Below are 24756 nucleotides of genomic sequence, written 5' to 3' on the forward strand. Positions count from 1 at the left end.
TCCGATGTCGCCGACTCGAGGTCGGAGTCCATCGCCGCGGCCGCGGGCTCGCCCGCTTCGGGCGGCGGCGACGTCATGCGGACCTGTGCTCCGCTCCACGTCGTCAGCAGGCCCTGCAGCCGCTCTGTGATGTCCACGCCGTCGACGTCATCCGTGGACAGGCCGGAGAGCATCCGCTCCAGCTCGTTGAGCACGGCGGCGACCGAAGTCGAGACCTCCGCCGAGAGTTCCTGCGCGAGCTCGGCGCGCAGATACTGCGCCAGCGCGGCAGGGGAAGGGAAGTCGAAGAGCAGGGTGGTGGACAGCCGCAGCCCGGTGTGCCGGGCCAGCCGGTTGCGCACCTCGACCGCCATGAGCGAGTCGAAACCCAGTTCGACGAAGCCGCGCCGGGGCCGGACCACGTCCGCCGTGGTGTGCCCCAGCACGTCCGCCGCCTCCGTGCGCACCAGCTCCAGGAGAATGCGGTTCTGCTGCGACTCGTTGGCCTGCGCGAGCCGTCCGCGCAGCTGGGCCGCCGCGTCGCCGCCGCGGCCGTCGCCGTCCGCGCCGCTGTGGTCCTGCTCCAGAGCCCTTTGCACGTCGGCCAGTTCGCCGAGGAGCGGGCTGGGCCGCCGTGCGGTGAAGGCGGGGGCGAGCCGCTGCCAGTCCACGTCCGCGACCGTGAGGAGCGTCGCGTCGTCCGCCAGCGCCTGCTGGAGCGCGCCGACGGCCGACTCCGGTGCCATCACGGCGAGACCTCGCCGAATCAGTTCCCCGCTGGTCCCTTCGGCCATACCGCCCTCGGCCCACGGCCCCCAGCTGACGGAGGTCGCGGTCAGGCCACGGGAACGCCGGTCCTCGGCGAGGGCGTCGAGGTGAGCATTGGCCGCGGCGTAGGCGGCCTGGCCGCCACTGCCCCACACACCGGCAATGGACGAGAACAGCACGAAGGCATCCAAACCCTCGCCGTCGTCCGGACTACCGCCACTGTCCGGACCGCCGAACAGAGCGTCGAGATGCGTGGCGCCGTCCACCTTCGCCCGCAGCACCTCGGTGAATTCCTCGGCGCTCATCTCGGACAGCGGCGTCACCTGTCCCAGGCCGGCGGCGTGGACGACGGAGCGGACCGGCGTACCGGCGTCCTTCAGCCCTTCCACCAGCCCGGCCAGCGCTTCCCGGTCGCTCACATCACACGCGGCGACCTCCACCGCCGCACCCAAGCCCTCCAGCTCGGCCACCAACTCGACCGCACCCGGAGCATCCGGACCACGACGGCTCGTCAGCACCAACCGCTCAGCACCATTGCCGGCCGCCCAACGAGCCACATGCGCACCCAGCGCACCCGTACCACCCGTCACCAGAACCGTCCCACGCGGCGACCAACCACCCGACGCAGCACGACTGCTACCAGACGCACGCTCCAGACGACGCCCGTACACACCCGAGGCGCGTACGGCGAGCTGGTCCTCGCCGCCCGCATCGGCGAGGACGCCGCACACCAGCCCCAGCGACACCTCGTCCACCACCTCGGGCAGATCGATCAACCCACCCCACCGCTCCGGGTGCTCCAGCGCGGCCACCCGCCCCAGACCCCACACCTGCGCCTGCACCGCATCCACCGGACCGTCCTCCGGCCCCACCGCCACCGCACCACGCGTCACACACCACAACGGCCCCGACACACCCATGTCGCCCAACGCCTGTACCAGCCCCAGCACCGCAAGGCCCGGCTCGGTCTCCCCCGGCCCCAGCAGCGACACCACGCCGACCTCACCGGAGAGCCCCGCCACCCTCGCGCCCAAGGCATCGCGGTCGACCACATCGCCTGCGCCCATCGGCACGACCACCACCTCGGCACCGAGCTTCAGCAGCGCGGCGACCAACGGGTGATCGACATCGGCGTCCCTGCACACCACGACCCACTGCCCCGGCACGGCCTCGGCCGCTTTGTGCCCGGTCGGCTTCCACGTCACCTGGTAGCGCCAGGAGTCCACACCGCCCGCCGCACGGGCCGCGGCCGGCTCCTTGAGCCAGAAGTGCTCGCGCTGGAAGGCGTACGTCGGCAGGTCCACGCGACGGGCGCCGCTGCCCGCGAAGTACGTCGGCCAGTCGACCGCCCTGCCACTCACGTGCGATTCCGCGAGGGCGGTGAGCAGGCTCTCCGGCTCGTCGCGGTTCTTGCGGAGGGCGGGTACGAAGGTGAGCTCATCGCCACCCTCGGAGCCAGCCGTCACACAATCCTGCGCCATCGCGGACAGCACGCCGTCCGGACCCAGCTCCAGGAAGGCAGTCACGCCTTCCGCTTCCAGCGTGCGGATGCCGTCCAGGAAACGGACGGCCTCACGGACATGGCGCACCCAGTACTCAGGGTCCTGGACCTCCTCGGCCGACAGAACCTCCCCCGTCACGTCCGAGACGATGGCGACCTCGGGCGCGTTGTAGGTCAGGCTCTCCGCGACGGCACGGAAGTCGTCGAGCATGGCGTCCATGCGCGGGGAGTGGAAGGCGTGGCTGACCCGCAGCCGCTTGGTCTTGCGGCCCTCGCCCTCGAAGTGCGCGGCGATTTCGAGAACCGCCGCCTCGTCACCGGAAATCACCGTGGAGCGCGGGCCGTTGAGCGCCGCGATGGAAACACCCTCGACCAGCAGCGGCAGGACTTCGTCCTCCGCCGCCTGCACCGAGACCATCGCGCCTCCGGTCGGGAGCGCCTGCATCAGACGACCCCGGGCCGCCACCAGCTCCGCCGCGTCTTCCAGGGACAGCACCCCGGCGACATACGCGGCCGACAGCTCACCGATCGAGTGACCCAGCAGATAGTCGGGCCGTACGCCCCACGACGTCACCAGCTCGAACAGTGCCACTTCGAGTGCGAACAGGCCGGCCTGCGTGTACCGCGTCTGATCCAGCAGTTCGCCAGCCTCGAAGACGACCACGCGGAGAGGTGTCTCCAGGTGACGGTCCAGCTCCGCACAGACCGCGTCGAACGCATCCGCGAAGGCGGGATACGCCTCGTACAGCTCCCGTCCCATTCCGACCCGCTGCGAACCCTGACCCGAGAACAGCACACCGGTCCTGCCTTCGGCGGCCACGCCCCATATGGTCCGCTCGCCGATCAGCACCGCACGGTGCTCCAGCACCGCACGCGTCGTCGCCAGCGAGAAACCCACATCCACCGGCGACGGCTCAGAGCCTCCGGGGCGCTCCGCGACGAACGACCTCAGCCGCTCCACCTGCGCCGTCAGCGCCGCCTCGGACTTCGCCGCGACCACCCACGGCACCACCGGCAATGTCACCGAAGCCTCGGTCGGCTCCGGCGCTTCCGCCTCCGGTGCCTGCTCCACGATCACATGCGCGTTCGTGCCGCTGACGCCGAAGGACGACACCGCCGCGCGGCGCGGCTCGCCCGTCTCCGGCCACTGCACCGGCTCCGTGAGGAGCTCGACGGCGCCGGCCGACCAGTCCACGTGGGAGGACGGCTCGTCGACGTGCAGCGTTCGCGGCAGTACGCCGTTGCGCAGCGCCAGGACCATCTTGATGATCCCGGCGACCCCCGCGGCAGCCTGCGTGTGACCGATGTTCGACTTCAACGAGCCCAGCCACAGCGGGCGTTCGCCGGTGCGCTCCTGGCCGTACGTCGCCAGCAGCGCCTGTGCCTCGATGGGGTCGCCCAGTGCGGTGCCCGTGCCGTGCGCCTCCACGGCGTCGATGTCCGCCGCCGAAAGGCCCGCGCCGGCGAGGGCCTGGCGGATGACGCGCTGCTGGGACGGACCGTGCGGCGCCGTCAGGCCATTGCTCGCGCCGTCCTGGTTGACCGCGCTGCCCCGGACCACCGCCAGGACCTCGTGACCGTTCCTGCGGGCGTCCGAAAGGCGCTCCACCAGCAGCATGCCGACGCCCTCGGACCAGCCCGTGCCGTCCGCCGCCTCCGCGAAGGACTTGCAGCGGCCGTCCCCGGCCAGGCCGCCCTGGCGGGAGAACTCGGCGAAGGTCACCGGGGTGGCCATCACCGTCACGCCGCCGACCAGCGCCATGGAGCACTCCCCCGCGCGCAGGGCCTGCGCCGCGAGGTGCAGGGCGACCAGGGACGACGAGCACGCCGTGTCCACTGTCATCGCCGGGCCTTCCAGGCCGAAGGCGTACGAAATCCGGCCGGAAAGCACGCTCGTCGCGTTGCCGGTCAGCAGGTGGCCGCCCAAGCCCTCCTCTTCACCGGAGTTCGGCCCGGACGCGTAGCCCTGGCTCGCCGCTCCCGCGAAGACCGCGACCCGGCTCCCGCGTACCGAGGTCGGGTCGATGCCCGCGCGTTCGAACGCCTGCCACGCCGTTTCGAGGAGCAGTCGCTGCTGCGGGTCCATCGCCAGCGCCTCGCGCGGCGAGATCCCGAAGAAGTCGGCGTCGAACTCCCCCGCATCATGCAGGAACCCGCCCGAGCGAACGAACGTGGCCCCCGGATCCGTCACCCATCCGCGGTCGACCGGGAACCCGGTGATCCCGTCGTTCCCCGACGCCAACAGCGACCAGAGGTCTTCCGGGGACCGGACGCCGCCGGGCAGGCGGCAGCTCATGCCGACAATCGCGATCGGGTCGTCCCAATCGGTCGTCGTGGCCGAGGGAAGCGTCTCCCCCGCGGTCTCCGCACCGTCCCCGACGAGCCGCGAGCGGAGGTGTTCCGCAAGGACCTTGGGGCTCGGGCAGTCGAACACCAGGGTGGTGGCGAGTTCGAGGCCGGTCTCCTTGCGCAGGCCGTTCCTCAGTTCCACTGCGGTCAGGGAGTCGAACCCCAGCTCCTTGAATGCCCGGTCCGCGGACACCTTGGCCGTGTTCGCGTGCCCCAGGACGGCCGCGACCTGCCGCCGGACCAGGTCGAGCAGAACCGTGTCCCGTTCGGCGCCCGACAGGCCGAGGAGTCTCGTCCGCAGCTCGGACTGCCCGGGGACGTCGGCGTCGGCGTCCGCGTCGGTGCCGCCGGCCGCGTCGCGGTCATCGGCCGCAACGCGCTCATCGGCCAGCTCGCCGAGAAGAGCGCTCGGGCGCAGCGCGGTGTACGTTGCCGCGAACCGTGTCCAGTCGACGTCGGCCACGGTGACGTGCGTGTCGCCCTCGGCGAGCGCCCGCCGTAGGCCGTCCAACGCCTTGACCGGAGACATCGCAGCCAGGCCACGGCGGTTCAGATGCGCCGCAGCCTCACCCTCGGCCATGCCGCCCTCGGCCCACGGCCCCCAGCTGACGGAGGTCGCGGTCAGGCCACGGGAACGCCGGTCCTCGGCGAGGGCGTCGAGGTGAGCATTGGCCGCGGCGTAGGCGGCCTGGCCGCCACTGCCCCACACACCGGCAATGGACGAGAACAGCACGAAGGCATCCAAACCCTCGCCGTCGTCCGGACTACCGCCGCTGTCCGGACCGCCGAACAGAGCGTCGAGATGCGTGGCGCCGTCCACCTTCGCCCGCAGCACCTCGGCGTAGTCGTCCGCCCCTGTCTCGGCGAGAGCGACGAACTTGTTGACACCGGCGGTGTGGACGACGGAGCGGACCGGCGTACCGGCGTCCTTCAGCCCTTCCACCAGCCCGGCCAGCGCTTCCCGGTCGCTCACATCACACGCGGCGACCTCCACCGCCGCACCCAAGCCCTCCAGCTCGGCCACCAACTCGACCGCACCCGGAGCATCCGGACCACGACGGCTCGTCAGCACCAACCGCTCAGCACCATTGCCGGCCGCCCAACGAGCCACATGCGCACCCAGCGCACCCGTACCACCCGTCACCAGAACCGTCCCACGCGGCGACCAACCACCCGACGCAGCACGACTGCTACCAGACGCACGCTCCAGACGACGCCCGTACACACCCGAGGCGCGTACGGCGAGCTGGTCCTCGTCACCCGGATCGGCGAGGACGCCGCACACCAGCCCCAGCACCACCTCGTCCACCACCTCGGGCAGATCGATCAACCCACCCCACCGCTCCGGGTGCTCCAACGCGGCCACCCGCCCCAGACCCCACACCTGCGCCTGCACCGCATCCACCGGACCGTCCTCCGGCCCCACCGCCACCGCACCACGCGTCACACACCACAACGGCACGGACAGCTCCGCATCGCCCAGCGCCTGCACCAGGGCCAGCGCGCCCAGCGCCGCACCCTCCCGGCCCAGGGCCAGCAACGACACCACACCGGCGAACCCGGAGGCATCCTCGGCAAGCCGCGCAGCCAGCGCCCCGCGGCTCAGCTCACCGCCCTCCACCAGCCATTCCACGACTTCTCCGCCACGCGCACGCATCCCCGCAACCACCGGGTGATCCGCACACGCCGACGGCGACACCACCAGCCACCGCCCGGACAGCCTCTCGCCACCCAGGACACCGAGCACCGCTTCCCACGCCGTCCGATATCGCCATGCGTCAGCCGACGACGACATCGACAGCGCCACGCTCTCCGGCCAGTAGCGCTCACGCTGGAAGGCGTAAGTGGGCAGGTCGACACGGCGGGCGCCCGCGTCGGCGAAGTAAGGCGTCCAGTCAACGGCCTTCCCGTTCACATGCAGTACAGCGAGCGCGGTGAGCAGGCTTTCCGGCTCTTCGCGGTTCTTGCGCAGAGCGGGTACGAAGGTGAGCGCCCCGCCCTCGGAGCCGCCACTCAGGCAGTCCTGCGCCATGGCGGAGAGGACGCCGTCCGGGCCCAGCTCCAGGAACGCAGTCACGCCTTCGGCTTCCAGAGTGCGGATGCCGTCCAGGAAACGGACGGCCTCACGGACGTGCCGGACCCAGTACTCGGGATCCTGGATCTCCTCGGCCGACAGGACCTCACCTGTCACGTCCGAGACGATCGAAAGCTGCGGGGCGTTGAAGGTCAGCCTCTGCGTGACCGCACGGAAGTCGTCCAGCATCGCGTCCATACGCGGCGAGTGGAAGGCGTGGCTGACGCGCAGCCGCTTGGTCTTACGACCCTCGCCCTCGAAGTGCGCGGCGATCTCGAGAACCGCCGCCTCGTCGCCGGAAATCACCGTGGAGCGTGGTCCGTTGAGGGCGGCGATGGACACTCCCTCGACCAGCAGCGGCAGAACCTCATCCTCCGCCGCCTGGAGCGACACCATCGCGCCGTCCGCCGGGAGCGCCTGCATCAGACGACCCCGCGCCGCCACCAGCTCCGCCGCGTCTTCCAGCGACAGCACCCCGGCCACGTACGCGGCCGACAGCTCACCGATCGAGTGACCCAGCAGATAGTCCGGCTTCACGCCCCACGACGTCACCAGCTCGAACAGCGCAACTTCCAGCGCGAACAGGCCGGCCTGCGTGAACTGCGTCCGATCCAGCAGCTCGTCCTCGCCCTCGCCGAAGACCACCTCGCGAAGAGGCCGGTCCAAGTGCCGGTCCAGCTCCGCGCACACCGCGTCGAACGCCTCGCTGAAGGCGGGATACGCCTCGTACAGCTCCCGCCCCATCCCCGCCCGCTGCGAACCCTGACCCGAGAACAGCACACCCGTCCTGCCAGAAGTCACCGAGCCTTCCACGGCCCGCTCACCGATCAGCACCGCACGGTGCTCCAGCACCGCACGCGACGTCACCAGCGAGAAACCCACATCCACCGGCGACAGCTCAGAGCGCTCCGCGACGAACGACCTCAGCCGCTCCACCTGCCCCGCCAGCCCCGCCTCCGACTTCGCCGACACCACCCACGGCACCACCGGCAACACCACCGGAGCCACAACCACCGCCGGCTCGGCCTCCACCGGCGCCTGCTCCACGATCACATGCGCATTCGTGCCGCTGATACCGAACGAAGAGACACCCGCACGACGCGGTGCGCCGGTCTCCGGCCACTCCACCGACTCCCTCAGGAGCTCGACGGCACCAGCAGACCAGTCCACGTGCGAGGACGGCTCGTCCACATTGAGGGTCTGCGGCAGCACACCGTGCCGCATGGCCAGCACCATCTTGATGATGCCGGCGACACCTGCGGCGGCCTGCGTGTGGCCGATGTTCGACTTGATCGAACCCAGCAGCAGCGGCCGGTCCTCCGGACGGTCCTGCCCGTAGGTCGCGAGCAGCGCCTGCGCCTCGATCGGGTCGCCCAGCGTCGTACCCGTACCGTGCGCCTCCACCGCGTCCACCTGCGACGACGACAGACCGGCGTTCGCCAGCGCCGCCCGGATCACCCGCTGCTGCGACGGACCGTTCGGAGCCGTCAGACCATTGGACGCACCGTCCTGGTTCACCGCCGAACCACGGACGAGGGCAAGCACTTCATGGCCCAGGCGGCGTGCGTCGGACAGGCGCTCCACCAGGAGCACGCCCACGCCCTCGCCCCAGGCCGTTCCGTCCGCCGACTCGGCGAACGCCTTGCAGCGGCCGTCCGGGGCCAGGCCGCCCTGGCGGGAGAACTCGATGAACGCGCCAGGGGTGGACATCACCGTCACACCACCGGCCAGCGCCATCGTGCACTCGCCCGACCGCAGGGCCTGGATCGCCCAGTGCAGGGCGACCAGCGACGACGAGCACGCCGTGTCCACCGTCACCGCAGGACCCTCAAGGCCCAGCGTGTACGAGACGCGGCCGGACAGGACGCTGGCCGAGCTGCCCGTGGCGCCGTAGCCGGCGGTGGACTCGGTCGCGGTGTCCATGAGGTGCGCGTAGTCCTGGCCGTTGGTGCCGGCGAAGACCCCGGTACGGCTGCCGCGCAGAGACGTCGGGTCGATTCCCGCCCGCTCGACGGCCTCCCATGTCGCTTCGAGGAACAGCCGCTGCTGGGGGTCCATGGCCAAGGCTTCGCGCGGCGAGATGCCGAAGAATTCCGCGTCGAAGTCCGGGGCGTCGTGGAGGAATCCGCCCTCGCGCGTGTACGAGGTGCCCACACCTTCGGGGTTCGGGTCGTAGAGGGCTGCCAGGTCCCAGCCACGGTCCTCGGGAAGCCCGCAGACTCCGTCCGCTCCGGTGGCCAGCAGCTCCCACAGCTCTTCCGCCGAGCCCACGCCGCCGGGGAACCGGCAGCTCATGCCGACGACGACAATCGGGTCGCCGTCCGTACCGCCCACGTCACCCGTGGCGCGGGTACCTTCCGATCCGTACGGCGACGGCCCGCTGTCGCCGCTCTCCGTCAGTTCCGACCAGAGGTGACGTGCCAGCGCCTCCGGGGACGGGTGGTCGTACACGAGAGTCGTCGGCAGGCTCAGCTCGGAAACCGCGTCGAGCCGGTTGCGCAGTTCCACCGCGCTCAGGGAGCTGAACCCCAGGTCCAGGAACGCCCTGCCCGGGGGCACCGCTTCCGGAGACGCGTGGCCGAGGAGCGCGGCGGCCTCGCTACGGATCACGTCGAGGACGAGACGCAGGCCGTCCTGTTCGGGCATGCCGCGCAACCGGGCGGAGAGCGCCGACGAGCGGCGGTCGGACTCCGCCGCCCGGCCGGTGGCGCTGTCCTGGGCGGCGTCGCTGAGTTCGGGCAGCAGATCGCGCAGGAGCGGGTTGGGCCGTCGGGTCGTGCGCTGTTCGGCTGCCCGTTCCCAACGGACGTCCGCGACGGCAAGGGTGGTCTCGTCGTCCTGGAGTGCCTGCCGCAGTGCCACTAGGGCGAGTCGGGGGTCCATCGCGCCGACCCCGGTGCGTGCGAAACGCTCCTCCTGGCCCTCGCCGAGGCCGCTGCCCCGCCAGTGGCCCCACTGGAGCGAGGTGGCCGTGAGGCCGTGGGACCTGCGGTGCTGGGCCAGCGCGTCGAGGAACGCGTTGGCCGGGGCGTAGTTCCCCTGGCCCGCGCCGCCCAGTACACCGGCGACGGACGAGAAGAGGACGAAGGCGGAGAGGTCCGTGCCGAGGTCACGGGTGAGCTCGTGCAGGTTCACCGCGGCCCGTACCTTCGCCCGGAGGGCACGGTCGAGTTGGCCGGTGGTCAGCGTGTCGAGCAGCCCGTCGTCCAGGAGCGCCGCGCTGTGGAAGACCGCCGTCAGTGGCAGTTCGGCCGGGACCGTCGCGAGCAGTGCGGCCAGCGCGTTCCGGTCGCCCGCGTCGCAGGCGGCCAGAGTGACCTTGCTGCCCTTGGCTCCCAGTTCCGTCGCGAGGTCCTGTGCGCCGGGGGCGTCCTGGCCCCGCCTGCTGACGAGCAGCAGGTGTTCGCAGCCCTGGTCGGCGAGCCAGCGGGCGACATGGGCGCCGAGCGCGCCGGTCCCGCCGGTGATCAGTACGGTGCCGTGTGGCGGTGTCCACGCCGTGGCCGTGGGGTCCGCCGCGTCCGGTCCGGGCCGGTCGGGGGCGAGTCCGGGGCGGTGCGGGGCGTGCGCCAGCCGGCGGGCATGCAGGCCGGTGGCGCGGACGGCCAGCTGGTCCTCGCCGTCGGCAGCAGTGAGAACCCGGCGCAGGCGGTGCGCCGACCGCCGGTCCAGTTCGGCCGGGAGGTCTACCAAACCGCCCCAGAGCTGGGTGTGTTCGGCGCTGATGACGCCACCGAGTCCCCAGAGCAGGGCCTGCGTCGGATCGGTCACCCGGTCGGTCCGCCCCACCGACGCGGCTCCGCGGGTCGCGATCCACAGCGGGGCCTTGTGGAGCGACTGCTGGAGGGCCTTCTCCTCGATGTGGGCGAGGGCCTTCACGAGGGTGAGGGTGCTCGCGAGGCCGGCGGGCACCGCGTCCGCGCCGGGGTGGGCGCTCGTGTCCAGGGCGAGCAGCGAAAGGATGCCGGTCACCGCTGCCGGTTCGCCGCCTCCCTCGGAGTCGGCGTCGGCGAGCGCGGTGCGTATTCGTGCGGTGAGCGCCTCGCTGTCGTGTCCGGACCCGACCCGCACGACCCTGACGTCGGCGGGGGCGAGCGCGCTGACGCACTGCTGTACGTACTGCTCGATCTCCGAGGCGTACTCGGCGACGTACTCCGCCTCGGGATCCGCGACGTACTCCGTGTCGGGCTTCGTGTCGGGCTTCGTGTCGGGCTCGGCGACGTACCCCGTGCCTGGCTCCGGTGCGATCACGAGGCAGGTCCCGGAGAGGACCCCTGGCCCGGCGGGCTCGGAGATCCGCTGCCACGTCACGCGGTAGCGCCAGGCGTCGACCGTGGCGAGGGCCGTGCGCTGCTGCCGCCACGAGGCGAGGGCGGGCAGCGCGGCGGCAAACGATTGCTCCGTGTCCACCGCGAGCGTCCGGGAGAGTGCCTCCAGGTCCTCGCTCTCGACCGCTGCCCAGAACGTGCCGTCCTCGGGGGCGGCACCTGTCGCCGTTCCGCCGCCGGAGCCACCGGCGGTTCCGGCGGAGTCGGCGGGGTCGGTGCTGTGCGGCCTGCTCACCGCATCGAGCCAGTAGCGGCGGTGCTGGAAGGCGTACGTGGGCAGGTCCACGACGCGGCGCGGGCCGGTCCCGGCGAGCACGGCGCGCCAGTCGACCTCCACACCGTGCGCCCACGCCTCGGCGAAGGAGAGGAGCAGCCTGCGGGTCTCGTCCTCGGCCCGGCGCAACGTACCCAGCGCCACGGCGTCGCTGCCCAGCGAGTCGAACGTCTCCTGCAGTCCGAAGCCGAGCACGGCATGCGGACTCACCTCGACGAACACTCGGTGCCCCGCCGCGAGCGCGGCCCGCGTCGCTGCCTCGAACTCGACCCTCGACCGCAGGTTCCTGAACCAGTAGTCCGCGCCGAGCTCCACCGTGTCCAGCGGCCCGCCCGTCAGCGTCGAGTAGAACGGCACGGCCGCGGACCGGGGAGCGAGCCCCGTCAGGGCCTGCGCCAGTTCCTCCCGTACACCGTCGATCTGCGCCGAGTGCGAGGCGTAGTCCATGGGGATGCGCCGCGTCCGCACGCCGGCCGCCGCGCACTCGCCCTCCCACTCCTCCAGGGCGTCCAGGTCACCGGAGACCACCGCCGAGCCCGGCCCGTTCACCGCGGCCAAGGACAGCCGGGACCCGTACCGCACCACGCGCTCGCCGACCCAGTCCGCGTCCCGTGCCACCGAGGTCATCCCGCCGCGGCCCGACAGCGGCAGCGTCACCCTGCGCCGCAGCGCCACCAGCCGCGCCCCGTCCTCCAGCGACAGGCCGCCCGCCACCACGGCGGCCGCGATCTCGCCCTGCGAATGGCCCAGTACTGCGCCCGGCACCACGCCCACCGACCGCCACACCTCGGCCAGCGACACCATGATCGCCCACAGCACCGGCTGCATGACGTCCACGCGGTCCGACGACGGCGCGCCCTGCTCTCCCCGCACCACGTCCAGCAACGACCAGTCCACGTACGGCGCCAGGGCCGCTCCGCATTCCGTCAGCCGCGCCGCGAACACCGGCGAGGACTCCAGGAGCCCGGCGGCCATGCCCGCCCACTGCGCGCCCTGGCCGGGGAACACGAACACGGGCCGCGTCGCACGACCCGCCACGCCGCGCACCACGCCGGGAGCCGAGCCGCCCTGCGCCAGCGCCGCCAGGCCGGCCCGGAAGTCCGCCTGCCGCTCGGCGATCACGGCCACGCGGTGCTCCAGCTGGGCCCGCGTCGTCGACAGGGACCAGGCCACGTCGGCCAGATCGGCCACGCCGACCACATTGGTCACTTCGGCCAGATCGGCCACGCCGGCCACATTGGTCACGTCGGCCTCATCGGCCGCGTCGTCGGGGGCCGGCTGTTCGGCCTCCGGACGGTCCTCCAGATAGGCCAGCATCCGCGCGGCCTGGCCTGCGACGGCCTCCGGCGACTTGCCGGACAGCACCCACGGCAGGACGTCGCTCGTCACCGGTGCCAGATTGCCGTGTGCTGCGTGGGCGGACCCGCCCCCGTTCGCCGCGCGCACCTCGGTGGCGCTCTTCGAGGCGCTCGGCGAGGCTCCCTCCTCGGCGCGTTCCGAGGGGGCCTGCTCAAGGATCACGTGGGCGTTGGTTCCGCTGATACCGAACGACGAGACGCCCGCGCGACGCGGCTCCCCCGTCTCCGGCCACGCCACCGACTCCGTCAGCAGCTCGACGGCACCCGCCGACCAGTCGACGTGCGAGGACGGCTCGTCCACGTGCAGGGTGCGCGGCAGCACACCCTCCCGCATCGCCATGACCATCTTGATGACGCCCGCGACACCGGCGGCGGCCTGGGTGTGCCCGATGTTCGACTTCAACGAGCCCAGCCACAGCGGGCGTTCGCCACGCCGCTTCTGGCCGTACGTCGCGATGAGCGCCTGCGCCTCGATGGGGTCGCCCAGTGTCGTACCCGTGCCGTGCGCCTCCACCGCGTCGACGTCGTCCGCCGAAAGGCCGGCGTTCGCCAGCGCCTGGCGGATGACGCGCTGCTGAGAGGGTCCGTTGGGGGCGGTCAGGCCATTGCTCGCGCCGTCCTGGTTCGCGGCCGATCCACGGACCACCGCGAGCACCCGGTGGTTGTTGCGGCGGGCGTCCGACAGGCGCTCCAGGAGCAGCATGCCGACGCCCTCGCCCCAGCCGGTGCCGTCCGCCGCGTCCGAGAACGCCTTGCAGCGGCCGTTCGCGGCGAGTCCGCGCTGCTTGCTGAAGTCGATGAACGTCGCCGGGGTCGTCATCACCGTGACCCCGCCCGCGAGCGCCAGGGCGCATTCGCCCGACCGCAGCGACTGCATCGCCAGGTGCAGGGCGACCAGCGACGACGAGCACGCCGTGTCCACCGTCACCGCAGGGCCTTCGAGGCCCAGCGTGTACGCCACCCGGCCGGTCACCACGCTGCTCGCGGTGCCGGTGCCCAGGAAGCCGTCCACGCCCTCGGGCACCGCCCCGAGGCTCGCCGCGTGGTTGTGGTACATCACCCCGGCGAACACGCCGGTACGGCTGCCGCGCAGTGACAGCGGGTCGATCCCGCCCCGTTCGATGGCCTCCCAGGTCGCTTCGAGAAGCAGCCGCTGCTGCGGATCCATCGCCAGCGCCTCACGCGGCGAGATCTTGAACAGCTCGGCGTCGAAGTCGCCCGCGTCGTGCAGGAACCCGCCTTCTTGCGTGTACGACGTGTTGGGGCGCCGCATCTCCGGGTCGTAGAGGGATTCGACGTCCCAGCCGCGGTCCGCGGGGAACTCCGTGATCCCGTCCCGGCCCGCCGCGGCCAGTTCCCACAGCTCCTCGGGGGAGCCGACGTCGCCGGGGTAGCGGCAACTCATCGCCACGATCGCGATCGGCTCGCGATCCTTCTCCTCCACGGCACGCAGTCGCTCGCTCGTCTCGTGGAGCTCGGCAGTCACCCGCCGGAGGTATTCGCGGAGCTTGTCCTCGTTCGCCATCAGCGAGTCACCTGCCGAACTTGTTGTCGATGAAGTCGAACAGCTCGTCGTCTGAGGCTGTGTCGAGGGTGTTGCCCACTTCGTCCGTCGTCACCGCCGCCTGCCCGCGCGCCTCGTTCCACTTGGCCACGAGCGCGTTCAGCCGGGCGGTGACCTCAGCCACCGGCTCCTCGTCGGCCGTGTCCAGATCGGCGAACACGGCCTCCAGCTGGTCGAGTTCGTCGAGCACGGAGCGGGCTGCGGCCTTCGCCGGAGCGGCCTCGCCCAGGATGTGCTCGGCGAGCATCATCGGCGTGGGGTAGTCGAAGACCAGCGTCGCGGGCAGCCGCAGGCCGGTCTCGGCGTTGAGCCGGTTGCGCAGTTCGACTGCGGTGAGGGAGTCGAAGCCCATCTCCGTGAAGGCGTCATGGGGTTTGACATCCGCACCCCGGGCGTGCCCCAGCACCTCCGCCACACGGTCGCACACCAACTGGAGTGCGAGCAGCTCACGTTCGGCGTCGGGCAGGGGACGCAGCCGGTCGGCGAAGGTTCCGCCGCCGCCACCGGAGACGGAGCGCCCGTCGGCCGCACGTGGGGCCGCCCTGCGGACAAGCGAGCGGAACATGACCGGCAGCGGCGTGCCCGCCGACTGCCGGCCCAGCGCGGCCAGGTCCAGCCGGACGGGGACGAGCACGGCCTCCGGCAACGCACCGGCGGCGTCAAAGAGTTCGATGCCCTGCTCGGCAGAGAGCGGCGGAACGCCGGACCGGGCCATACGCTGCGCATCGGCATCGTCGAGCCGCTCCAGCATCCCGCCTTCGGCCCACGGACCCCAGGCCAGCGACTGACCCACCAGCCCCTCACCACGCCGCACTTCCGCCAACGCGTCCAGGAACGCGTTCGCCGCCGCATAGTTCGCCTGACCCGCACCACCGAACACACCAGCCGCAGACGAGAACAGCACGAACAGCGACAGATCCAAGCCACGCGTCAGCTCATGCAGATGCCAGGCCGCGTCCACCTTCGGACGCAACACCGCAGCCACCCGCTCCGGGGTGAGGGAGGACAGCACACCATCGTCCAGGACACCGGCCGTGTGCACGACACCCACCAGCGGATGCCCGGCAGGTATGTCTCCCAGCACCGCCGCCAAGGCGTCACGGTCAGCCACATCACACGCGGCCACCCGCACCTCAGCACCCAGATCAACCAGATCCGCCACCAACTCTGACGTTCCCGGAGCCCGCTCACCACGACGCGACACCAGAAGCAGATGACGCACACCCCGCTCCGTCACCAGATGCCGGGCCACCAGACCACCCAGAACGCCACTGGCACCGGTCACCAGGACCGTGCCCTGGCCGTCCAGATCACCCACCGGCCGCTCAGCCGCGGCAACCGCCCGGGACAGGCGCGGCACGAACACCTCACCCCGCCGCACCGCCACCTGCGGCTCACCCGAAGCCACAACGGCGGACAGCAACGCCTGCGACGCCTCGTCCTCATCATCGAGGTCGACCAGGACGAAACGGTCCGGGTTCTCCGACTGCGCCGAACGCAGCAGACCCCACACCGCAGCCTGCACCGGATCCGGCACCTCGGACTCACCACAAGCCACCGCACCCCGCGTCACCACCACCAACCGCCCCTGACCAGCCTCCCCATCCGCCAGCCAGCCCTGCGCCACCTCCAACGCCCGAACCGCCACCTCATGCGCCCGCGCAACCACACCCTCCCCGACACCCGCAGCACCCACGCTCAGGTCCTCGACCCGCACCCCAGACGCATCCACGTCCGCAGGCACAGCCACCGCCGACCACTCCACCCGGAACAACGCATCCCGAGCCACATCACCACCACCCGCACCCCGCAACTGCTCAGCAGTCACCGGACGCAACGCCAACGACTCCACCGACGCCACATGCGCACCCGTGCCATCAGCCAGCAACAACGACACACCCGAACCCGAACGCACAATCCGCACCCGCAACACCCGAGCACCCACCGCCGAAAGCGACACCCCCGACCACGCAAACGGCAGACCCGGGGAGCCATCCTCGACTGCCTGGAATCCCGCACCCGAAACAGCCATGGCGTGCAGAGCGGCATCGAGCAGCGCCGGGTGCAGCCCAAAGCCGCCAGCCTCAAGACCGTCGGGGAGGGCCACCTCCGCGCACACCTCGTCATCGCGCTTCCAGACGGACTGAAGCCCCTGGAACACCGGCCCGTAGTCGAGTCCTTGAGCCGCGAGACGGTCGTACACATCGGCTGTCTTCAACTCGACGGCATCATGCGGAGGCCACACCTCCAGCCCGTCACCCGCACCCACGGTCCCGGCGTTGTCCGACAGCACGCCCTCCGCGTGCCGCGTCCATTCGGCACGCATGTCGTCGGACGGACGCGAGTACACGGTGAGTGCCCGGCGTCCGCTCTCGTCGTCGGGGGCGCCCACGACGACTTGCACCTGCGTGTCGACCCGCTCCGACAGAACCAGGGGCGCTTCCAACGTCAACTCGTCCAGCGATCCACACTCGACGTACTCGCAGGCGTGCAGCGCCAGGTCGACAAATGCCGTACCGGGCAACAAGATCGTGCCCTTGACAACGTGATCGGCAAGCCAGGGGTACCTGGCCAGCGACAGCAGGCCGGTGAACACCACGCCCGCGCCCCCGGCCAGCGGAACGGCCGCACCCAGAAGCGGATGCTCGTCCGGACTCTGCCCAAGACCACTTGCGTCGCCGTCGTACGCACGCTCATCCGTCAGCCAATAGCGCTGGTGCTGGAAGGCGTAGGTGGGCAGATCCACGCGACGGGCGCCGGTGCCGGCGTAGCAGGAAGTCCAGTCGACCGGTGTGCCGCGGACGTGGAGTTCAGCGAGTGCGGCGAGCAGGCTCTCCGGCTCCTCACGACTCCTACGCAGAGCGGGTACGAAGGTGAGCTGCTGCTCGTCCTCGGAGCCGGACGTCACGCAGTCCTGCGCCATCGCGGAGAGCACGCCGTCCGGGCCCAGCTCCAGGAACGCGGTCACGCCTTCGGCTTCCAGCGTGCGGATGCCGTCCAGGAAACGGACCGCCTCACGGACGTGCCGGACCCAGTACTCGGGATCCTGGATCTCCTCGGTCGACAGGACTGCACCCGTCACGTCCGAGACGATCGAAAGCTGCGGGGCGTTGAAGGTCAGTCCCTCCGCGACCTTGCGGAAGTCGTCCAGCATCGCGTCCATGCGCGGCGAGTGGAAGGCATGGCTGACCCGCAGGCGCTTGGTCTTGCGGCCCTCGCCCTCGAAATGCGCGGCAATGGCAAGCACCGCGTCCTCGTCACCCGAAACCACCGTGGAACGCGGACCGTTGAGGGCCGCGATGGAAACGCCCTCGATTAGCAGCGGCAGGACCTCGTCCTCCGCCGCCTGGAGCGACACCATCGCCCCACCGGTCGGGAGCGCCTGCATCAGACGACCCCGAGCCGCCACCAGCGCGGCAGCATCTTCGAGAGAGAGCACCCCGGCCACGTACGCGGCCGACAGCTCACCAATGGAGTGACCCAGCAGGAAGTCCGGCTTCACGCCCCACGACGTCACCAGCTCGAACAGTGCCACTTCGAGTGCGAACAGGCCGGCCTGCGTGAACTGCGTCCGATCCAGCAGTTCGCCACCCTCGAAGACCACCTCGCGAAGAGGTGTCTCCAAGTGCCGGTCCAGCTCCGCGCAGACCGCGTCGAACGCCTCGCTGAAGGCGGGATAGCTCTCGTACAGCTCCCGGCCCATGCCGACCCGCTGCGAACCTTGACCCGAGAACAGCACACCCGTCCTGCCGGGCGACACCGAACCGTCAACGACCCGCTCACCGAGAAGCACCGCACGGTGCTCCAGCACCGCACGCGACGTCACCAGCGAGAACCCGACATCGAGCGGCGACAGATCGGGGTTCTCGGCGACGAACGACCTCAGCCGCTCCACCTGCCCCGCCAGCCCCGCCTCCGACTTCGCCGACACCACCCACGGCACCACCGGCAACACCGCCGGAGCCACAACCACCGCCGGCTCATCGACCTCCGGAGCCTGCTCCACGATCACATGCGCGTTCGTACCGCTGATCCCGAACGAGGACACCGCAGCACGCCGCGGCTCACCCGTCACCGGCCAGGCACGCTGCTCGGTGACCAGCTCCACCGCTCCGGCGGACCAGTCCACCTGCGGCGTCGGCTCGTCCACATGCAGCGTCTCGGGCACCAGCCCGTGCCGCATCGCCTGCACCATCTTGATCACACCCGCCACACCGGCAGCCGCCTGCGTATGACCGATGTTCGACTTGATCGAACCCAGCAGCAACGGCCGGTCCTCCGGACGCTCCTGCCCGTACGTCGCAATCAGCGCCTGCGCCTCGATCGGGTCGCCCAGCCTTGTACCCGTACCATGCGCCTCCACCGCGTCCACCTGCGACGACGACAGACCCGCACTCGCCAACGCCGCCCGGATCACCCGCTGCTGCGACGGACCGTTCGGAGCCGTCAGACCATTGGACGCACCATCCTGGTTCACCGCCGAACCACGGACCACCGCGAGAACCCGGTGCCCATTGCGGCGGGCATCGGAGAGCCGCTCCAGCAGCAGCATGCCGACACCCTCACCCCAGCCGGTGCCGTCGGCCCCGGCCGCGAACGACTTGCAGCGACCGTCAGCAGCCAGACCACGCTGACGCGAGAACTCCACAAACGTGCCCGGCGTCGCCATCACCGTCACGCCACCCGCGAGCGCCATCGTGCACTCACTCTTGCGCAGCGACTGGATCGCCCAGTGCAGCGCGACCAGGGACGACGAGCACGCCGTGTCCACCGTCACCGCAGGACCCTCAAGGCCCAGCGTGTAGGAGACGCGGCCGGAGACCACACTGCCGGAGTTCCCGATGCCGAGGTAGCCCTCGACGTCGTCGGGCGCCGTCCTCAACCGGGACGCGTAGTCGTGGTACATCACACCAGCGAAGACGCCGGTGCTGCTGCCGCGCAGCGAACCCGGGTCGATGCCCGCGGACTCGATGGCCTCCCAGGAACCTTCGAGGAGCAGCCGCTGCTGCGGGTCCATCGCCAGCGCCTCACGCGGCGAGATGCCGAAGAAGCCCGCGTCGAACTCCGCGGCGTCGTACAGGAACCCGCCCTCAGTCGCGTACGACGTACCCACCTGACTCGGATCACTGTCGAACAGCCCTGAGATGTCCCATCCCCGGTCGGTCGGGAACCCGGAGATCCCGTCCCCTCCCGAGGCCACCAGCCGCCAGAGGTCGTCCGGCCCGGCAACCGCACCCGGGTAGCGGCAGCTCATGCCCACGATGGCGATCGGCTCGTCGTCAGCTACTTCCACAGCCGCGCCGACGGTGATCCCTTCGGCGGTTCCCAGCGCCTCGGCCAGCACGAAGTCGGCCAGCGCCGCAGGACTCGGGTAGTCGAAGATCAAGGTGGCCGGCAGGCGAAGGCCGGTCGCCGACACGAGCCTGTTCCGCAGTTCGAGCGCCGTGAGCGAGTCGAAGCCGAGATCCTTGAATGCCTGCCCCGCCACAATCGCGTCCCCGGACGCGTGGCCCAGCACTGTCGCGATCTGCGCCCTGACCATTTCGTCGACCAGTGCGGCCCTCTCGCTCGCGGGCACCGCCGCGAGACGCTCCGCAAGCGTTGATCCGCTGCCTCCGGTACGGGCCGCGCGCCGCCGGTTCCCCTGCACGAGGCCCCGCAGCAGTACGGGAAGCGTGCCTGCTCCAGCACGTCGGCGCAGGGCGGGAACGTCCAGCTTGACGGTCAGGAGTGCGGCCCTATCCGTACCGTGGGCCGCGTCGAACAGGGCGAGACCGTCTGCGGGTGCCAACGACATCACGCCGTCCCGCGCCATGCGCTGCAGGTCGGCGTCGCCGAGCCGCCCCAGCATCCCGCCTTCGGCCCACGGACCCCAGGCCAGCGACTGACCCGCCAGACCCTCACCACGCCGCACCTCGGCCAACGCGTCCAGGAACGCGTTCGCCGCCGCATAGTTCGCCTGCCCAGCCGAACCCAGCGCCGCAGCCGCAGACGAGAACAGCACGAACAGCGACAGATCCAGACCACGCGTCAGCTCATGCAGATGCCACGCCGCGTCCACCTTCGGACGCAACACCGCACCCACCCGCTCCGGGGTGAGGGAGGACAGCACGCCATCGTCCAGGACACCGGCCGTGTGCACGACACCCACCAGCGGATGCCCGGCAGGTATGTCCCCCAGCACCGCCGCCAGAGCCTCACGGTCGGCCACATCACACGCGGCCACCCGCACCTCAGCACCCAGCTCCCCAAGCTCGGCGATCAGCTCCGAAGTCCCCGGAGCCCGCTCACCACGACGCGACACCAGAAGCAGATGACGCACACCCCGCTCCGTCACCAGATGCCGGGCCACCAGACCACCCAGAACGCCACTGGCACCGGTCACCAGGACCGTGCCCCCACCATCCAGATCACCCACCGGCCGCTCAGCCGCGGCAACCGCCCGGGACAGGCGCGGCACGAACACCTCACCCCGCCGCACCGCCACCTGCGGCTCACCCGAAGCCACAACGGCGGACAGCAACGCCTGCGACGCCTCGTCCCCGTCAAGGTCGACCAGGACGAAACGGTCCGGGTTCTCCGACTGCGCCGAACGCAGCAGACCCCACACCGCAGCCTGCACCGGATCCGGCACCTCGGACTCACCACAGGCAACCGCACCCCGCGTCACCACGACCAGCCGCCCCTGACCAGCCTCCTCATCCGCCAGCCAGCCCTGCGCCACCTCCAACGCCCGAACCGCCACCTCATGCGCCCGCGCAACCACACCCTCCCCGACACCCGCAGCACCCACACTCAGGTCCTCGACCCGCACCCCAGACGCATCCACATCCGCAGGCACAGACACCGCCGACCACTCCACCCGGAACAACGCATCCCGAGCCACATCACCACCACCCGCACCCCGCAACTGCTCAGCAGTCACCGGACGCAACGCCAACGACTCCACCGACGCCACATGCGCGCCCGTGCCATCAGCCAGCAACAACGACACACCCGAACCCGAACGCACAATCCGCACCCGCAACACCCGAGCACCCACCGCCGAAAGCGACACCCCCGACCACGCAAACGGCAGACCCGGCGAACCACCCTCGACCGTCTCCGGAGCAACTCCGGCGGCGAATCCGACCGCGTGCAGGGCGGCGTCCAGCAGTGCGGGATGCACGCCGAACCCGTCGACGTCCGCCCCCTCGGGCAGAACGACCTCGGCGTAGACGTCGTCACCCTGCCGCCAGACGGACTGAAGCCCCTGGAACAGGGGCCCATAGCCGAGGCCTTGGTCCGCCAGCCGGTCGTACACATCAGCCGTCTTCAACTCGACGGCGTTACGCGGGGGCCACTCCTCAAGCCCCTCACCCGCGGCCCCGGCCTCCACCTCGACCGACAGGACACCCCGGGCATGACACACCCACTCGCCCTCGGCATCATCAGCCGGCCGCGAATGCACACTCACCGCACGACGACCGTCCGCACCCGCCGCCGCCACCGACAACTGAACCGACACCCCACCACGCTCAGGCAGCACCAACGGCGCCTCCAGCGTCAACTCCTCAAGACCCCCACAACCAACCCTCTCCCCCGCATACAACGCCAGATCCACAAACGCCGTACCCGGCAACAACACCGAACCCAGCACCACATGATCCGCAAGCCACGCATGCGACTGGAGGGAGAGCTGTCCGGCAAACAGCCAGCCATCTTCGTCCGCGAGCGAAACGACCGCATCCAGCAACGCGTGCTCCACGAGCCGCGCTCCGAACCCCGTGCCATCGACGGCATCCGCCGGAAGGGACTTCAGCCAGTAGCGCTCGTGCTGGAAGGCGTACGTCGGCAGGTCGACACGGCGTGCACCGGTACCGGCGTAGTAGGCCGGCCAGTCGACGCCCGTGCCACGTACGTACAGTTCGGCCAGCGCGGCAACCAGCGAACCCGGCTCCTCACGATCCTTCCGGAGCACAGGCACAAAGGTGATCTCGCCGGAATCGGAGGAGGCGCAGTCCTGCCCCATCGCGGACAGCACACCGTCCGGACCCAGCTCCAGGAACCTGGTCACACCCTCCGCTTCCAGCACCCGGACCCCGTCCAGGAAACGGACCGCCTCACGCACGTGACGCACCCAGTACTCAGGGTCCTGGAGCTCCTCGGCCGACAGGACCTCACCCGTCACGTCCGAGACGATCGACAGCTGCGGGGCATTGAAGGTCAGCCCCTGCGCAACTGTCCGGAAGTCGTCGAGCATCGTGTCCATACGCGGCGAGTGGAACGCATGGCTGACCCGCAGGCGCTTGGTCTTGCGCCCCTCGCCCTCGAAGTGCGCGGCGATCTCAAGAACCGCTTCCTCATCACCTGAAATCACCGTGGAGCGCGGGCCGTTGAGCGCCGCGATGGAAACACCCTCGACCAGCAGCGGCAGGACTTCGTCCTCCGCCGCCTGGAGCGACACCATCGCCCCGCCCGCCGGGAGCGCCTGCATCAGACGACCCCGGGCAGCAACCAGCTCCGCCGCGTCTTCCAGCGACAGCACCCCGGCGACATACGCGGCCGACAGCTCACCGATCGAGTGACCCAGCAGATAGTCGGGCCGCACGCCCCACGACGTCACCAGCTCGAACAGCGCCACTTCCAGCGCGAACAGGCCGGCCTGCGTGTACTGCGTCCGATCCAGCAGCTCACCACCCCCGAAGACCACCTCACGAAGAGGCGTCTCCAAGTGCCGGTCCAGCTCCGCACAAACCCCATCAAACACGTCCGCGAAGGCGGGATAGGTCTCATACAGCTCCCGGCCCATACCCGCCCGCTGCGAACCCTGACCCGAGAACAGCACACCCGTCCTGCCCGCCGAGGCCACACCCCGCACAGCCCGGTCCCCGACCAGCACCGCCCGATGACCCAGCACCGCACGCGACGTCACCAGCGAGAAACCCACATCCACCGGCGACAGCTCAGAACGCTCGGCAACGAACGACCTCAGCCGCTCCACCTGCCCCGCCAGCCCCGCCTCCGACTTCGCAGACACCACCCACGGCACCACCGGCAACACCACCGGAGCCGCAACCGGAGCCACAGCCACCTCCGGCTCGGCCTCCACCGGAGCCTGCTCCAGCACCACATGCGCGTTCGTACCGCTCACGCCGAACGACGAGACGCCCGCGCGACGCGGCGCCCCCGTCTCCGGCCACGCCACCGACTCCGTCAGCAGCTCGACGGCACCCGCCGACCAGTCGACCTGGGGCGTCGGCTCGTCCACGTGGAGGGTCTGCGGCAGCACACCCTCCCGCATCGCCATGACCATCTTGATGACGCCCGCGACACCGGCTGCCGCCTGTGTGTGACCGAGGTTCGACTTGACCGAGCCGAGCAGCAGCGCGCGGTCGCCCGACCGTTCCTGGCCGTACGTGGCAAGCAGCGCCTGCGCCTCGATGGGGTCGCCCAGCGTCGTGCCCGTGCCGTGTGCCTCGACCGCGTCGACGTCCGCGGCCGTCAGGCCCGCACTCGCCAACGCCGCCCGGATCACCCGCTGTTGGGACGGGCCATTGGGCGCCGTCAGGCCGTTGGACGCGCCGTCCTGGTTGACGGCGGAGCCGCGCACGATACCCAGCACCTCATGGCCCAGGCGCCGCGCATCCGACAGGCGCTCCACCAGGAGCACGCCGACGCCCTCGGACCAGCCCGTGCCGTCCGCGCGCGCCGCGAACGACTTGCAGCGGCCGTCGGAGGCGAGGCCGCGCTGGCGGCTGAAGTCCACGAAAGTGCCAGGGGTCGCCATCACCGTCACGCCACCGGCCAGCGCCATCGTGCACTCGCCCTTGCGCAACGACTGCACCGCCAGGTGCAGGGCGACCAGGGACGACGAGCACGCCGTGTCGATGGTCACGGCGGGGCCTTCGAGCCCGAAGGCGTAGGCCACGCGGCCGGAGACGACGCTGCCCGAGTTGCCGACGCCGATGAACGCTTCGACGCCGTCGGGCACTGCCCCGAGCCGGGCCGCGTAGTCGTGGTACATCAGGCCCGCGAAGACGCCGGTACTGCTGCCGCGCAGCGAGGTCGGGTCGATGCCGGCGCGCTCGAAGACCTCCCAGGAGGCTTCGAGGAGGAGCCGCTGCTGCGGGTCCATCGCCAGCGCCTCACGCGGGGAGATCCCGAAGAAGCCGGCGTCGAAGTCACCCGCCCCGTAGAGGAAGCCGCCTTCTTCGGTGGCCGACTTGCCGTCCTGGCCCGCGTCGGCCTCGTAGAGACCGCCGAGGTTCCAGCCTCGGTCGTCCGGGAAGCCGGAGACGCCGTCGGTGCCGGTGGAGACGAGCTGCCAGAGGTCCTCGGGGCTGGTCACGCCGCCCGGGTAGCGGCAGCTCATCCCCACGATCGCGATGGGCTGCTGCTGCTCGGCCTCCATGTCGCGGAGGCGTTGTCGCGTGCGGCGCAGATCCGCGGTCGTCCTCTTCAGGTAATCACGGAGCTTCTCTTCTTTTTCCACTCAACCCAACCCGTCGCGGCGGTCAGCAGGTGAATATCGGCCCACCATCAAACGGTCTGTCAACGAGCCTCAATTCGTCATCGATGG

1 pseudogene is annotated in these 24756 nt (G+C 70.8%); it reads right to left on the reverse strand.

What is annotated here, in order from left to right:
- Positions 1 to 152: 152 nt before the first annotated feature.
- A pseudogene (locus OHA19_RS43675) lies at positions 153 to 24627 on the reverse strand (type I polyketide synthase); the annotation flags it as partial.
- Positions 24628 to 24756: the final 129 nt, after the last annotated feature.

It is taken from the genome of Streptomyces sp. NBC_00012 (genome assembly GCF_045040875.1).
Classification (GTDB): Bacteria; Actinomycetota; Actinomycetes; order Streptomycetales; family Streptomycetaceae; genus Streptomyces.